The 13,681-nt window shown below is 42.9% G+C and carries 13 protein-coding genes; 3 read left to right on the top strand and 10 right to left on the bottom strand.

From position 1 onward, the window contains the following. Window positions 1-99: 99 nt before the first annotated feature. Both IEY40_RS15410 and IEY40_RS15405 read left to right on the top strand, forming a co-directional pair. Window positions 100-612 (top strand): DUF2937 family protein, encoded by a 513-nt coding sequence (locus tag IEY40_RS15410; protein ID WP_188957696.1) that lies wholly within the window; start codon window positions 100-102, stop codon window positions 610-612. A 31-nt stretch (window positions 613-643) separates the two neighbouring features. Beyond that, window positions 644-1,117, top strand: a complete 474-nt coding sequence (locus tag IEY40_RS15405; protein WP_188735965.1) for a peroxiredoxin — start codon at window positions 644-646, stop codon at window positions 1,115-1,117. Between the two features lie 76 nt (window positions 1,118-1,193). Here the strand turns inward: IEY40_RS15405 and IEY40_RS15400 are convergent, their stop codons facing one another. The 6 genes from IEY40_RS15400 to IEY40_RS15375 form a co-directional block, all read right to left on the bottom strand. Beyond that, window positions 1,194-3,149 carry a methyl-accepting chemotaxis protein gene (locus IEY40_RS15400; protein ID WP_188957694.1) on the bottom strand — a complete coding sequence of 652 codons (1,956 nt, stop codon included), beginning with the start codon at window positions 3,147-3,149 and terminating at the stop codon, window positions 1,194-1,196. Window positions 3,150-3,446: 297 nt separating this feature from the next. Then, entirely contained in the window at window positions 3,447-4,790 is a 1,344-nt protein-coding gene (gene envZ / locus IEY40_RS15395; protein ID WP_188957692.1) for a two-component system sensor histidine kinase EnvZ, read from the bottom strand. A gap of 3 nt (window positions 4,791-4,793) precedes the next feature. After that, window positions 4,794-5,519: an osmolarity response regulator transcription factor OmpR gene (gene ompR / locus IEY40_RS15390; protein ID WP_188957690.1), complete on the bottom strand. Its 726-nt coding sequence runs from the start codon at window positions 5,517-5,519 to the stop codon at window positions 4,794-4,796. Window positions 5,520-5,691: 172 nt separating this feature from the next. Beyond that, complete coding sequence (locus tag IEY40_RS15385; protein ID WP_188957688.1) at window positions 5,692-8,067, bottom strand: ADOP family protein; 2,376 nt, start codon at window positions 8,065-8,067, stop codon at window positions 5,692-5,694. After that, complete coding sequence (locus IEY40_RS15380) at window positions 8,057-8,764, bottom strand: ABC transporter ATP-binding protein (RefSeq protein ID WP_188957686.1); 708 nt, start codon at window positions 8,762-8,764, stop codon at window positions 8,057-8,059. Before IEY40_RS15380 ends, IEY40_RS15385 begins: the two co-directional genes overlap by 11 nt. After that, window positions 8,757-10,028 carry an efflux RND transporter periplasmic adaptor subunit gene (locus tag IEY40_RS15375; protein ID WP_188957684.1) on the bottom strand — a complete coding sequence of 424 codons (1,272 nt, stop codon included), beginning with the start codon at window positions 10,026-10,028 and terminating at the stop codon, window positions 8,757-8,759. The genes IEY40_RS15380 and IEY40_RS15375 overlap by 8 nt, the downstream gene beginning before the upstream one ends. 254 nt (window positions 10,029-10,282) lie before the next feature. Between IEY40_RS15375 and IEY40_RS15370 the strand changes: the two genes are divergently transcribed. Continuing rightward, window positions 10,283-10,768: a hypothetical protein gene (locus tag IEY40_RS15370; RefSeq protein WP_188957682.1), complete on the top strand. Its 486-nt coding sequence runs from the start codon at window positions 10,283-10,285 to the stop codon at window positions 10,766-10,768. 60 nt (window positions 10,769-10,828) lie between these two features. Here the strand turns inward: IEY40_RS15370 and IEY40_RS15365 are convergent, their stop codons facing one another. The 4 genes from IEY40_RS15365 to cyoC all read right to left on the bottom strand — a co-directional run bounded on the left by IEY40_RS15365 (window position 10,829) and on the right by cyoC (window position 13,680). Then, window positions 10,829-11,644, bottom strand: coding sequence for a C15 family peptidase (locus tag IEY40_RS15365; protein WP_188957680.1), 816 nt, complete (start codon window positions 11,642-11,644; stop codon window positions 10,829-10,831). Between the two features lie 144 nt (window positions 11,645-11,788). Further along, window positions 11,789-12,721, bottom strand: coding sequence for a heme o synthase (gene cyoE, locus IEY40_RS15360; protein WP_188957678.1), 933 nt, complete (start codon window positions 12,719-12,721; stop codon window positions 11,789-11,791). Window positions 12,722-12,733: 12 nt separating this feature from the next. Continuing rightward, window positions 12,734-13,063, bottom strand: a complete 330-nt coding sequence (gene cyoD / locus IEY40_RS15355; RefSeq protein WP_188957676.1) for a cytochrome o ubiquinol oxidase subunit IV — start codon at window positions 13,061-13,063, stop codon at window positions 12,734-12,736. Next, window positions 13,063-13,680 carry a cytochrome o ubiquinol oxidase subunit III gene (gene cyoC / locus IEY40_RS15350; RefSeq protein ID WP_188957674.1) on the bottom strand — a complete coding sequence of 206 codons (618 nt, stop codon included), beginning with the start codon at window positions 13,678-13,680 and terminating at the stop codon, window positions 13,063-13,065. Before cyoC ends, cyoD begins: the two co-directional genes overlap by 1 nt. Window position 13,681: the final 1 nt, after the last annotated feature.

Below are 13,681 nucleotides of genomic sequence, written 5' to 3'. Positions count from 1 at the left end.
AGCGGCAATAAATTAACATCCGTTTATACAAGATGCGTAGTTAACTGATTGGTGATATTGTGGCGCTTGTTAATTTTCTCTATCTCAACCGATGACATCATGATTAAACATTTAATGGACTACTTGCGTTTAGTGCTGTTTGTTTGTGGCGTATTGATTGGTATTCAAGTTCCTGGTTTTGTCGATCAATATGGCCAACGCTTAGAAGCGCATCAGCTAGAAGCCAAGCAAAGTTTGGCCGAATTTCAACACGACGCCGACCGTTTTTTCGGTGGCGATATCAGCAAGCTCATTCACCATTATCGGCAAAATAATGATCCAGTTTTCAGCGCGGGTGGTGAAAGCATTGAATCAATTTATCAACGTTACGTGGCGTTAACTGATGCATTAACACGTTTTCGTCAACACAGTTACAGCCCATATCAGCAAGTGATCCTTGCACCGCAAACAGACATTCAAGCTGAAGTATGGAAAAATTATTCGCATGTGATTTTATTAAAGCCCGAAGCCATTGCTATAGGTATGTTACTTGGGCTGTTGATCTCAATTTTGTGTGAGTCAGTATTATCCATTCTGTACGTGGGTTGCCGTAAAATATTGGCCCCTAGATAACCGATTTATTCACCCTTAAGGAAATATGATTATGATCGCTAAAGGACAATCTCTACCAAAAGCTACATTAAGCCAACTGACTAAAGACGGTATGGTTAATCACGATGTAACTGAATTATTTGCCGGTAAAAAAGTGGTGTTATTTGCTGTACCAGGTGCATTTACGCCAACCTGTTCAGAAGCTCACTTACCAGGCTTTGTGGTACAAGCTGACGAGTTTAAAGCTAAAGGTGTTGACCTTATTGCCTGTGTATCAGTTAACGATGCATTTGTAATGAAAGCATGGGGCGAAGCGCAAAATGCCTCTGAGTTAATGATGTTAGCCGACGGCGATGCAAGCTTTACTAAAGCACTTGGTCTAGAAATGGACACCGCAGGTTTTGGCGGCGTGCGTTCACAACGTTACGCGATGATTATCGACAACGGCGTGGTGACATTATTAAATGTTGAAGCACCAAAATCATTTGAAGTGAGCACCGCAGAAGCAGTAATGGCTGCGCTGTAAACCGCTACTCATAATTAGATTGAATAAAAATGGGCGCCCAATGTGGCGTCCATTTTTATGGGTAAACATAAAAGGTCTACGCTTTGGTTTCGCCTATCCCGAGGTTTTGCTCAATATTATCGACGCTGTTACTCACCTCAAGCGCAATGGTTTCGCTTTGTTCAAAAGCATCTTTCGCTCGGTGCATTAAGCTATCCATCGCTAACACAAACTCTTCAAGATAGTGGACTTGCTGCTTAGCATGTGTGCTGCCCTGGTTGGCACTGTTTGCCATGCCACTGGCTTGTTGTTGCACTTGTTTGGCTACAGTCAGCAGACTTTGAGCTCGTACTTTTTGTTGTTCAGAGGCAGCGCTTATGTCATTTACGCTGTGGCTTAATGCAGTATTCGATGTGGTTAGCTGAGTTAATATTGCCATAATGTCTTTGAGTGACAACTGGGTGCGATGAGATAAGTTACGCACCTCATCAGCTACAACTGCAAAACCGCGACCTTGCTCGCCAGCTCTGGCAGCTTCAATGGCTGCGTTTAATGCCAGTAAGTTAGTTTGGTCGGCAATATTACCAATCACATCAACAATTTTAGCAGCATCATTCACCGAGGTACTCAGTTGATTAAGTGAATGATTGCATTTGTTGACCGTAGACAATGTATGTTCGGTTGCCGTTAATACGCCCTGAGCTTCTTGCTGGCTGGCTAACATGTCTGTCATGGTTTGTTGAGCTTGGTCTGTTAACTCACTAGACGACTGGTTTACTTGGTTGGCTAATTCAATTAAATCAGCTGTTTGCCCTTGAGCTTGTTGAACTACCGTTTGTGTTTTTTGGGTGCTATTTGACAGTGAGCTAATTTGAATGACTAAGTCGCGTAGTGACTTAGAGACGACAGCCATATTGTGTTTTTGCTGCTCGTCCTCTTGTTCAAACCGCTGTAATAAGCGATTAAAATGTGTCGCAATTTGGCCAGTTTCGCATTGGCTGGTTACTGCTAGAGGTTCGCGCTGATTTGATTCGCTCAACATGGAAAATGCACGATTTAAGTGCCTCAATGGTGTGACTACACGGCGCTGCTGCAAAATAAGATAGCAGACAGCAAATAGTGCTAACACGCCAACCATGCCATACAGTAACCACTGTAAGCGGAGCTTTAACTGTTGGTCTGTTTGCTTTTGCGTTTCAGCTAATGTAACGAGTTGCTGCTCTACCTGGCTGGTGGCATTAATTAACGCATTTTTGACCGTTTGATTCTCTTCAAGCATGCTTTCGGTGTTGCTGACCTCTTTGCTATAGCGTTGGGTCAAACTGAGTAATTCTGCTCGGGGTGTCTCACCAATTTCAATCTGCTCAGGTTCGTCATCACCTAAGGCAAACTCGTCGACTTCTTCGGTGCGATAAATGCCGAGCAAAGGCAGTTGCTGTAATTGATCGTGCCAGGTGTTTAACGCATCAATGGTGAAGTTTACGCTGTTGCTAACACCGGTATCTTTCTCAATTAATAAAGCTTGAGTGAGCTGCGATAATTGATACACCAGGCTGGGCAATTCTGTGCCCAGGGTGAGATATTGTTGTGCCGCGCTATTATCTTGCGGCGCCGATTGCGCGTAACGACTTAAGCTTTTGCTGTGACTAAGCATTTCTGATTCTGCATAAGCCAGTAATTGCCGTGGATTGCCGGCTAATTTACCTGCTGCGCGATATTTTGTGTCTAAATCTTGTGTGAGTTGTACCATTAATTGGGTCAGCGAGGCGCTGTCGAGTTGTGGATGTGCTTGCTGTAATACATTGATGTTGCTTGTAATGTTACTAATGTCTGCACGAGCCTGTTCTAGGTAATTACTTTGGCCCGTTTGCAAATAATTGTCGATATTACGGCGTATATCATATTGAAATGTGTGTTGAATACTCTGCAGACTTTGATTGAGTTGCTCACTTGCTTGCCGTTGTTGATTACTCCATAGCACGGTCGCAGCCAGTGAGGCTGCGAGGATCAATAATAACGCCGATGCACCAAGTGATAAGGTTGATATTTTCATTTAATCAAACTCAAACAATTTCCATTGTGAGTATTTTATGGCACTAATATTACAGTTTATCGTGTGCTGTCGGGCATATTTTACAACCATGCGTTTTGAATTATTTTCTTTTATATCAATGTCTTGTTGTATTTTGTATGAATGATAAAAAGGAGGGGAGTGTTAAGCTGCGTTAAGCGGTAAGTAGTGCAATTTAATGTATGGTCATTACCCGGTTGTCATTGGTTGACAAACTGGTAAGGGTTCAACAGCAATGCTCAGTGTTTTGGTATCTAGACAGTTCAGTACTTGTCGATATTAATTATCAGCGAGCTTTGTATCCATTAATGGCAGCCAAACCTCAGCTTTTAATCCTCCCTCGGGGCGGTTAGACAGTGTTACTTTGCCATGGTGTCGGTCAATAATCCGCTTAATAATCGCCAGCCCTAGGCCTGAGCCTACACTGCCGCGAGCAGAGTCGCCTTGAGTGAATGGTTGAAATAACTGTTCGATCTTAGACTCATCAATGCCTGGGCCATTATCTTCGACACTAAAACAGACAGATTTTTCCTGGCGGTACGAGCTGATTTTGATCCAACCATTTCCATAACGAAACGCATTTTCTACCAGGTTACTCAATACACGTTTAATCGCAACGCTATTCATGGCAATGTCTGGACAGTTGGCTAGTGATAGCTCTATTGTTTCTTCGCGGTGAGATTCCTGTTGACTAATTTCTTGAATTAAACGGTTAATTTGATCGGGCTCGCGGACACCTTCACGGTCGTTGCGAATATAGGCAATAAATTGGTTAATAATGGCATCCATGTCTTCAATGTCGGTAACGATGCCTTCTTTTAAATATTGGTCTTCTTCAACCATCATTTCAGACGCTAACCGAATTCGTGTCAGTGGCGTGCGCAAGTCGTGCGAGATACCTGCCATGAGTAAGGCGCGGTCTTGTTCAAGTTGCTTCATGCTATGCGCCATTTGATTAAACGCATGAGTTACTTCAACAATTTCAGTTGAGCCGCTTAACGGCAATGTCGGCGGAAAGTCGCCTTGAGATACCGCAACAGCGGCTTTTTGTAAGCGTTTTAGTGGCCTGTTTTGCCTGCGAGCAAATAACCAGCCGCCGGCGACACTAAGCGCACCGATCACTAATAAATATAAGGTTAAAGGTGATAAGTCAGACTCGTTAATGCCGGTTAACGGCACTTTAATCCATAATGTAGGAGCTTGCGGTGGCTTAATCCACACGTCGAGATTTTCGCCCTGAGAAAAGCGTACTTCTGCTTCACCGCCCAAATACACTGACATCTGTTCAGATAAAAAACTGTAATAGGTGGCTTGGCCGAGTCCGGCCTCCTGGGCTTGTTTTTGATTGTAAACCGTCATGCCATCGTCACGTACCTTGGCATTTAAGGCGTCAACCATAGTGAGATGTTCGCGGCCCACATCAACACCATCAACAAATAATATGTTTATTTGGCGTGCAATCAGTTGGTTAATTTGCTCGTAACTGGGTTTGATAAAGTAAACGGCGACAGACCAATACGATACTAATTGGTTTATCAGTAATAAACTGCCAATCAGCAATACCGTTTGGCTAAAGGCGCTTCGCGGTAAGAAGCGTTGCCACCATTTTAACTTTAGTTCCATGAATTACTTACGCGTGGTGCCGTCGGGTACAAACACATAACCTAAACCCCAAACCGTTTGAATATAGCGCGGGTTGGCGGCATCTTTTTCAATTAAACGACGTAGACGTGACACTTGCACATCAATAGAGCGCTCAAGGGCTGAGTAGTCTCGGCCGCGAGCGAGGTTCATTAACTTATCGCGCGATAATGGCTCTCGAGGGTGGTTAACCAGGACTTTTAATACGGCAAATTCGCCACTAGTCAGGGCAATACTTTCTTCGTTATGAAACATCTCACGCGTGGCCAAATTAAGCGAGAACTCACCAAACTCAATCATTTCTTCTTGCTGTGCAGGCGCGCCCGGCACCTCAGCAGTTTGGCGGCGCATTACCGCTTTAATTCGTGCTAATAACTCACGTGGGTTAAAGGGCTTAGGTAAGTAGTCATCGGCGCCCAGTTCAAGGCCAATAATACGGTCTACCTCATCGCCTTTCGCGGTGAGCATCACAATAGGAATTGGGTTTTCTTGCTGGCGTAAACGGCGGCAAATGGATAAGCCATCTTCACCGGGTAGCATCAAGTCGAGTACTAAAAGGTGAAAGTTTTCGCGCTCAAGTAATCGGTCCATTTGTTCAGCATTGGCAGCGCTACGTACTTGAAAGCCTTGTTCAAGCAGGTAACGTTCTAATAATGAACGTAATCTCATGTCGTCATCGACAACGAGGATTTTAGAGGTTTCTTGGCCCATGGAATATCCTTTAAACACTAAATTGATACCAGCAATGGTTCAGTATGAAGTGTAATCACTTGAATTTGAATAGCTGATTGCAGCAGAAATTGTAACTAAATAGCTGTAAATACCGCTTTATTGCTTAAAAAGCGGCAAATGATCAGTGGTGTGGTCGATATCGAAGGTATATTTATCCTTGTAATAAGCGACTGATGCTGTGGCGTAATATGCGTTTAGTCGCCAAAAAGGTAATAACAACTATTAATAAAGTGCAAAAAATAACGGCGCAACACCATAATATTGGTTGCAACATCGACATCCCAAGTAGGTCAATAGTGTATTCATCAACGCTGAACATCAGTAGCGCTGAACATAAAACCGCAATGTACATTAACAGTATGTTCATCTTGATAATTTGTAGCGTTAACGTGTTTTTTTGACCTCCGACAGCGAGCAAAATGGCCAATTTGAGTTGTTGCACTTTAACAGCGAAGTGAAAGCGGTAATACAAGGTAAAAATAACCAGTAAACCTATCATCACAGCCATTGCAAACGAAGTGATAAATAATAGTTTACCTGCAGAGTTAGTATTAACAATTTGTTGCGCTAGACTGCCATCAAAAGCATAAGTTAAATGAGGCGATTGTAACGAAGCCCACTCATTTATTCGTGATGCAGTAAGTTCTGGTATGGCCGTTCTGCTATAGAAAACAGGCGCAATACGGTGAGCAAACAACGGATTAAATATGCTTAAATGTAAGTACATAACCGGTGTCGGGCTTTGATTAAGACCAAAATGCAATTGATCTTCAATGATCCCTTGGACGGTGAGTTGTTTCTGGTAATAAAATCCAGATACGCTAAGTGTTGTGCCTTTTACATCTCGCCAATTGTTAAAGCCTAGTTCGTCAGCGAGTTGCATTGCCATTGTTTTGTTTATTATTAAGCCTGTGGCGGTTAGTTTGGTGTGAGCAAGTGTTGTTATTCCAAGTAACTCAAAAAAGTTGCTAGACACATAAAGACTGTTTACAGGCTTGGTTGCCCCTGGGCTATTGAGTGTTTTATATTGTAAATCTTGCTCCCCTAGAGCAGTAAACATCGCTGATGATAGCGCAATCGATTTACCATCCACTTGCCATTTACCTTCGATTTGCTCGGCAGTCAGTGCGAGTGATAATGGGCTGGTGACTTTGGGCTCATAACTATATAGGTCGGTTGGGATGCTGACTTTTTGGTATTTTTTCCACTCTGAAACTGATAATACCAAACACAAAATGATGACGCTGATAATGACTGTGAGTTGAGCAATTAAAGTGAGTTGCCCCATACGTTTTTGTGTCTTGCTAATTTGTCCATGCCGACCTCGACTAAATTGTGTCGTCATAATACCGAGCATCGGAATTTGGGAGCATAGCCAATATAGTGTTATAGATATGGCCACTGCAGCGGTCCATAAACCAAGGTTAAATGACAAACCATCATCAAAATAACTGAGATAAACCGGAATTTGACTAACATATTGCCCAATGCCATAGCCGAGCAGAGGGGCGACAATAATAAGCGCAAGAAAGGCTGGGATGTTTTCGTTAAACAGTTGGATTATTAGCTGTTTTTTGTCACCTCCTAAAGCCAGTTTTAGTTGCATTTCAGATTGGCGCACTATGCCATGTTGTAAATATGCTGATACGATACCGCTGAACACAATAAAGCCAAAACAAGCGATAAGAATCAATAATATCCATGCTTGTTTGTGTAACATATCACGTTCAACGGGTTTCAGTTCTACCCCGTCAATGAGCCATGAAGTAAACTGACTGTCGATAAAACCACCTTGTGGGCGAGGTGTTTGTTTTTTTAAGGTTGAATAAGCTTGCTGCAATTGAGCAATTGGAACGGTTTGTTGTAATAATGCAAAACCATAGCGATCGGTTTTGCTATTGATATAGAGCGTTGGATTATCAGCAAACATTTGCGGCACATCGAGCAGTAAATAACTGTCAGGTAACCATAGGTCTATTTGAAGATTGCCAATTTTATCCATTGATGTAGGGGCCACGCCAGCAATAGGCAAAGCTTGGTTGAGATAATGCATCGATAGAAGAGAGATATCGCCTGAATTGGCGTGCTGGTGCCAGAATTGAGACGACAAGATGACGTTTTTGGCTTCAAAGCCTTGCTGTGTAAACGGTTTAGGTAAGCCTAGCACGGGCAGTAACGTGTCAGAATAAAAGCCTATACGTAAGCCTGGCACTTCTTTTGTGTTAACCGATACAGTGGCTGTTTGTATCGCGATACTGGCTACCGATTTCACCACCGATAACTGCTTTAGTAAGGCAATATCGAATTCAGATGTAGGCTGTAAATTAGCATTAAAATCTTGGTTCGCGATGGTCACTAATGGTGATTTTTGGCTTACCCACAGAGGTCTATCACTACTTAATAACCAAAGTAGATTCGTTACAAAGCCAATTAAACTGCAAAATAAGCATAAACTGACAATCAATACGGCCCAAATGCCCCGTTGTCCTCGCCATTTTCTCCATCCATATTTTAGATCAAACAGCACGTTTGTATTCCTCATCTTCAAGAGGTGAGAGCTCGCCATCATGCATTTTATAAGCTTTTTCGCAGCACTCTGCGACAGTATTGTCATGAGTGATAATGAGAATGGTCTTGCCTTTTTTGTGCAAGTCACCTAACAAGGACATGATTTTTGCGGCATTGCTTGAGTCTAAATTGCCCGTGGGTTCATCACATAATAAAATGTCAGGTTCACAGATGAGTGCCCGCGCAATGGCAACGCGCTGTTGTTGTCCACCAGAGAGTTCATCTGGATAAAAAGAGCTTCGATCTGCTAACCCAACGAGCGTCAGCACATTGTTGATGCGTTCAGCGTATTGTGCTGAGTTGACGGCAGTATTGTAACGTAGTGGCACGGCTAGATTTTCAGCGACAGTCATGTCTGCAATTAAATTAAAGTTTTGAAATATCCAACCAATATGTTGGTTACGTAATTGACTGAGTTGATAAGCTGACAATGCGCTAACGTCTTGGTTACATAGTTTGTAATTACCCGTATCTGCTATATCTAGTAAACCAAGGATTGATAACAAAGTCGATTTACCACTGCCAGACGCGCCCAAAATTGCAATCATTTCACCAGTTTTTATCTGTAAGTTAATTTGCTTTAAGACTGGGTTATCACCTGATTGATGCTTAAATGATTTGTTCAGTCCAGATAAGGTGATGACGTTATTATTCATGTAGTGCTCCCTGACTAAATTGAACGCTATTTTGCAGGTGCGGCGGTACTTGCAATAACAAACGCTCTCCTTGATGTAGCCCTGCGATAACTTGTGCTTGCTCCCCGGCAATGTCACCTATGCTAACTTGACGCATTTCAAATTGTTCAAGTTCTTCATTAAGTACAAATAATGGATACTGGCGATGACCCCTAATGACGCCAATAGGGCGTTTTATCACTAAGGTTTTTTGATGTGAGGCAATTTCGATAACGGCATTAACATCAATATTAGGTCTAACCGACGAGGGTAAATCACCGTTAAAACTAATATCAATTTCAACGCTGCCATTATTGACGGTGGGTTCCACACGGGTAACGTTTCCGACAATATCAATGCCTTTAATCGCAACGCGAGCGGGTAAGCCAGGGGTTACAAACTCAGCATCATTGGCGGTAATGTTAATGCGGGCATAGTATTGAGATAAGTCAGCAATCATGCCGACTATCTGCCCTTCGTCTAAATACCTTCCAATGTCTAGGTCGTTAGCCAGTTCTGTTAGCATGCCATCCATACTGGCACTAATGGCTAACTGATCGACTTCAGACACCAGTAGCTCTCGTTGTTTTTGCGCTTTTTCTAATCGGTACTGTGCTGAGTCATTAATTGCTTTACGGGTTTGTTGTAAGGTTTCTAGGCGGCTGGTTTCCATTTGTAAAATAGCATTTTCTTGCTCCCAAGCAACTTGAGCTTTATGCAGGTCTAAAACAGAAATAACCTGATTTTGTTTAAGCTTTTCATGTGCGCTAAGCTCTGCTTGAGCTAAGGCTAAGCGCACTTTAGCCAAGCGCATTTTTCCCTGTTGATCATCTAATGCTTGGCGAGACTCTGCTGTAATTAACGTTAGATTAGACTGCGCCTCGAGTAACGCCAGTTCACTGGTTTCCATAGCCCGGAGTAATTTAGGATTGTTCAGCTTAAGGATCACATCACCCTCATTGACGACATTACCGGGCTGTTGCAGTACCTCGACGATATGGCCACTACTGATGGTATTGATCCCCCGTTGGATTTTGGGAACCAACTTGCCATAGCCTGAAACTGTCACGAGCATCGGCTGTTGATTTGCTTCGGTGAGTGCACTCGGCGAATTTGATGATGAGTTGGAGAGGGCATTTTTACCGAAAAATAACGCAATTAAACCTAGTAATAAACACGTAATGATAATAATTGAGAGCGTTTTTATATGCGTAAAACGGTTTTTATCCTTTGGGATTTCAAACATTTTATAATTCCATTTATATCGTTTTATCCATTTAATCTAATCAAACCATGTAAGTAAAGCACTTATTGTTTGTTTGAAAAATAAGCTAATTCTTTGTTGACACAAAAAAAACAGCCTATAAGCTTTAATGGCGATAAGCTCAATTTATTATGTACTTACAAAAGGATTTGCTATGTTACTCCCGTTCTCTGCAAAAATTTCGTCGCCTTATACCTTTCTTAATTTTATGTCGTCATGCAACGCTTGGAGACATAATGATGCAAATTAACTATGCCACTTTATTGTCTGGTTTATTGCTAGTCACAAGTAGTTTTGCAAGTGCAGCAGATGTATTGCCTTTAGGTCATCACTTAAAAGAGGCATTTTATTCTGAAGTGTCGACGCAAACGACTAAGCCACAGTTTCCTGCGTTATATATCTATGATGTAAAAGCGGAACAATTTTTAAGTAAACAAGATGCAGAAACCTACCTGAGCCAGCTAAGTGAGCAACCATTGTGGGCAGAAGTGATGCAACAATGGGTTAAAGATAGTAGTCACTTTAGCGCGACTAATACGTCTTTAAAACAGGCTGTGCCGACACTCGACTTTACCCAGCCATATATTATCTTTTTCGACAACTTACCCGAGCCAATGTTAGCGCAGTTTGCTGCAATGGATCCTAACTTGGTGGCGCGTGATAGTTTAGTGAAGTCCATTTTAGCTCAGCTAGACGATGCAAACAGTTACACAACTTATTAAGTTTTGATGAGGTTAAGCCGTGCTTAACCTCATTTTATTTCGCCTCATCATTTCTTTGTATTAATGCCCATATCGACGATTTATTTCAATGTCATTCGTGTTGCCGTCTAACTGAAATGATAGTGCCAGCTGTCTGTTAGATTGAGAAATCGTGCTGTTAATGGTGCGAGGCAATGAAGATATATGCTGTGGATGACTATTAAAAATAGGCTGTAAATGGAGTTGTTGTGAGTGTAGTTCAAAGCGGCCCCATTGTAGGTGAGTAATGTGGGCATCGGTATGTGGATCCTGATGCAAGTTAATGTGCACTGAGGCGTAATAACCGTTGTTTAGCAGTACTAAGCTACTCAACGCGGGAGTCGACAATTGGTGCCACACGCCATAGACGGGGTGGGTTGTGTTGCGGTTATAACGATATTGTTTATCAGTAACGCTATCGGCATTGCTATCGACATTGAGCAGTAAGTCCGTGTTGCTTTTTGTGAGTGTCATTTGGTGTGTGGGATGAGTAAAGTGGTGAGCCACGAAACCCTCGTGTGGATTATTAGTATAACTGGCAATAAAGCGCACGCCATTAGGCGCAATAGCGAGTCGGCCCCATTCGGCCACGCTTTGGTGTGGTGCTAGCAAGTTAAATTCAATGTATAAGTAGCTTTGGTTTGGGTTTAGCTGTAATAAGCTAATCCGCTCAGGCGTGTCGATTATCCAATTACCAAATAGGGCGGGTTCAACATTTGAGGCTAATGTTTGCGATGTCGCGCTAGCGGTTGCCGCTAGTGACAGTTGTAACGCTATGCACAGCATACATAAACGCAATAACCAACAAGCAGGTTTGATGAGGCAAGTAAGCCATTGTGTTGTTAACGCGGTAAACATAATATCCTTTTATGTTTTAGAGTGGCTTTAATCATGCGGTAATTTAAATGAGCTTTAACCCTAGTCAATATTGCTGATTAAGCAAATAAAAAGCCCGCAGCATAGGCTTACGGGCTTTATGTTAAAGCAAATAGGGGTGTCAGGTTAAGGTACTAATGTCAGCAGTGGCGCTTGAGCTGCAACCTGGAAATCTAATGCCATGGTGACGCTTAATGCGGTAATGGTGATAATAGAAAATCCAAATACCTGCCTGGCCCAAGACTGCAAATTGATGTCCTGGCGATAGCCTTTAAGGGCCATAGCTAACCACCAAAAACTGGTGGCGCAAGTGACTGCAGTAAAGGCGATGCCAGTGTATCCGGCTAATGGCAGTAACACGCTCACTAAGGCAAATACGGCAATGTATAACACAATATGTAATTTGGCTTTAGCCATGCCTTCTGCTACGGGTAACACCGGGATGTTAGCCGCGGCGTAGTCGTCAAAGCGAAAAATGGCAATTGCATACGAGTGAGGCATTTGCCATAGGCTAAACATCAGCAGCAAGATACCTGCGCCCATGTCCATTTGCCCGGTAACCGCGCAATACCCCACAACCGGTGGCACAGCACCCGAAAAACTGCCCACTAAGGTGCCGTAAACCGAGTTGCGTTTCATGTACAGGCTATACACGCCGACATAAACCCCATAGCCAATGGCGGCAAACAGTACTGCTAGGCTGTTGGTAAATATTGCCAACATAGCAAATCCAATTGCGCCAAGGCCTAACCCAAACATCAATACCGATGAAATGGACAGTTCACCTGTTACGGTAACGCGTTTACAGGTGCGCTGCATTTTGGCGTCGATGTCGCGATCAATACAGTTATTGATTGTGCAACCCGACGCCACCACCAAAGACAAACCTATCATGGTGGCAAACATCAAGGTCAAATCAACATTACCTTGAGCCGCGAGTAAAAAACCGCCCGCGACAGAAATTAAATTGCCCATGATGATGCCAGGTTTAGTGACCTGAACATATCCTCGTAAGCGTGAGGTTAATTGTGCTGACATAAGTTGACCTTGATTGTTCATTAGTGCTTTGGGTTACATCATCAATTCGTTAGCTGCGTAGATAATCCACACAGACAGCCCCACCACCATGACAATAATCAAGGCGGTGAATAAGAATGAGAATGTATTGAGCTTACCTTCTTTAGAGAAATCTAAATGGAGGAAGTATTTCAAGTGCACCACAATTTGCACTATTGCGGTTATCACTACGACCCATATGGTGGTTGCATGATCAAACTGGTGTGTCATCACCGACCAAAATGGAATAGCCGTTAATACTACCGACAATACAAAACCGACAACATACGATTTGATGCTGGCTGCAAAATCGCCAACATCATGGCTTGAATGTGCATGGCTCATTACAAGGCTCCTAACAAATAAACAACGGTAAACACACACACCCAAACGATGTCTAAGAAGTGCCAAAACAAACTTAAGCAGCTCAAACGAGTCACGCTGCGATTGGTTAAGCCGGTTGTTAATACCTCAACCATCATAATCAGCATCCAAATTAAGCCTGCGGTGACATGTAAACCATGCATACCGACTAGGGCAAAAAAGGCCGATAAAAAGGCGCTGCGATCAGGGCCGTTACCGTGTTCAATTAAGTGGTGGAATTCGTACACTTCCATGCCAATAAACACACAACCTAACGCAAAGGTGATTAATAGCCAGCCTAAGGTTGCCGCTTTCTTTTGGTGTTTAGCGCAAATCATTGCTACGCCATAGGTAATGCTACTGACCAATAGCGCGGCGGTTTCGATAAGTACAAAGTCGAGTTCAAAAATATCTTTGCCCGATACGCCGCCGTCAGTGTTCATAAACAATACTGCGTAGGTGGCAAAAACCGAGGCAAACAAAATGCAGTCGGTCATCAGATAAATCCAAAAACCGAACAAGGTATTACCGCTAGTGTCGTGGTGCTCATGTTCATCAGAATGAGCCACATGTAAATCTGCTTGGATAGCAATGCTCATA

The organism is Shewanella ulleungensis (assembly GCF_014648315.1).
GTDB classification, from domain to species: domain Bacteria; phylum Pseudomonadota; class Gammaproteobacteria; order Enterobacterales; family Shewanellaceae; genus Shewanella; species Shewanella ulleungensis.
Note: the sequence above shows the minus strand (reverse complement) of the source record. Positions and strands in the feature narration are given on the sequence as shown.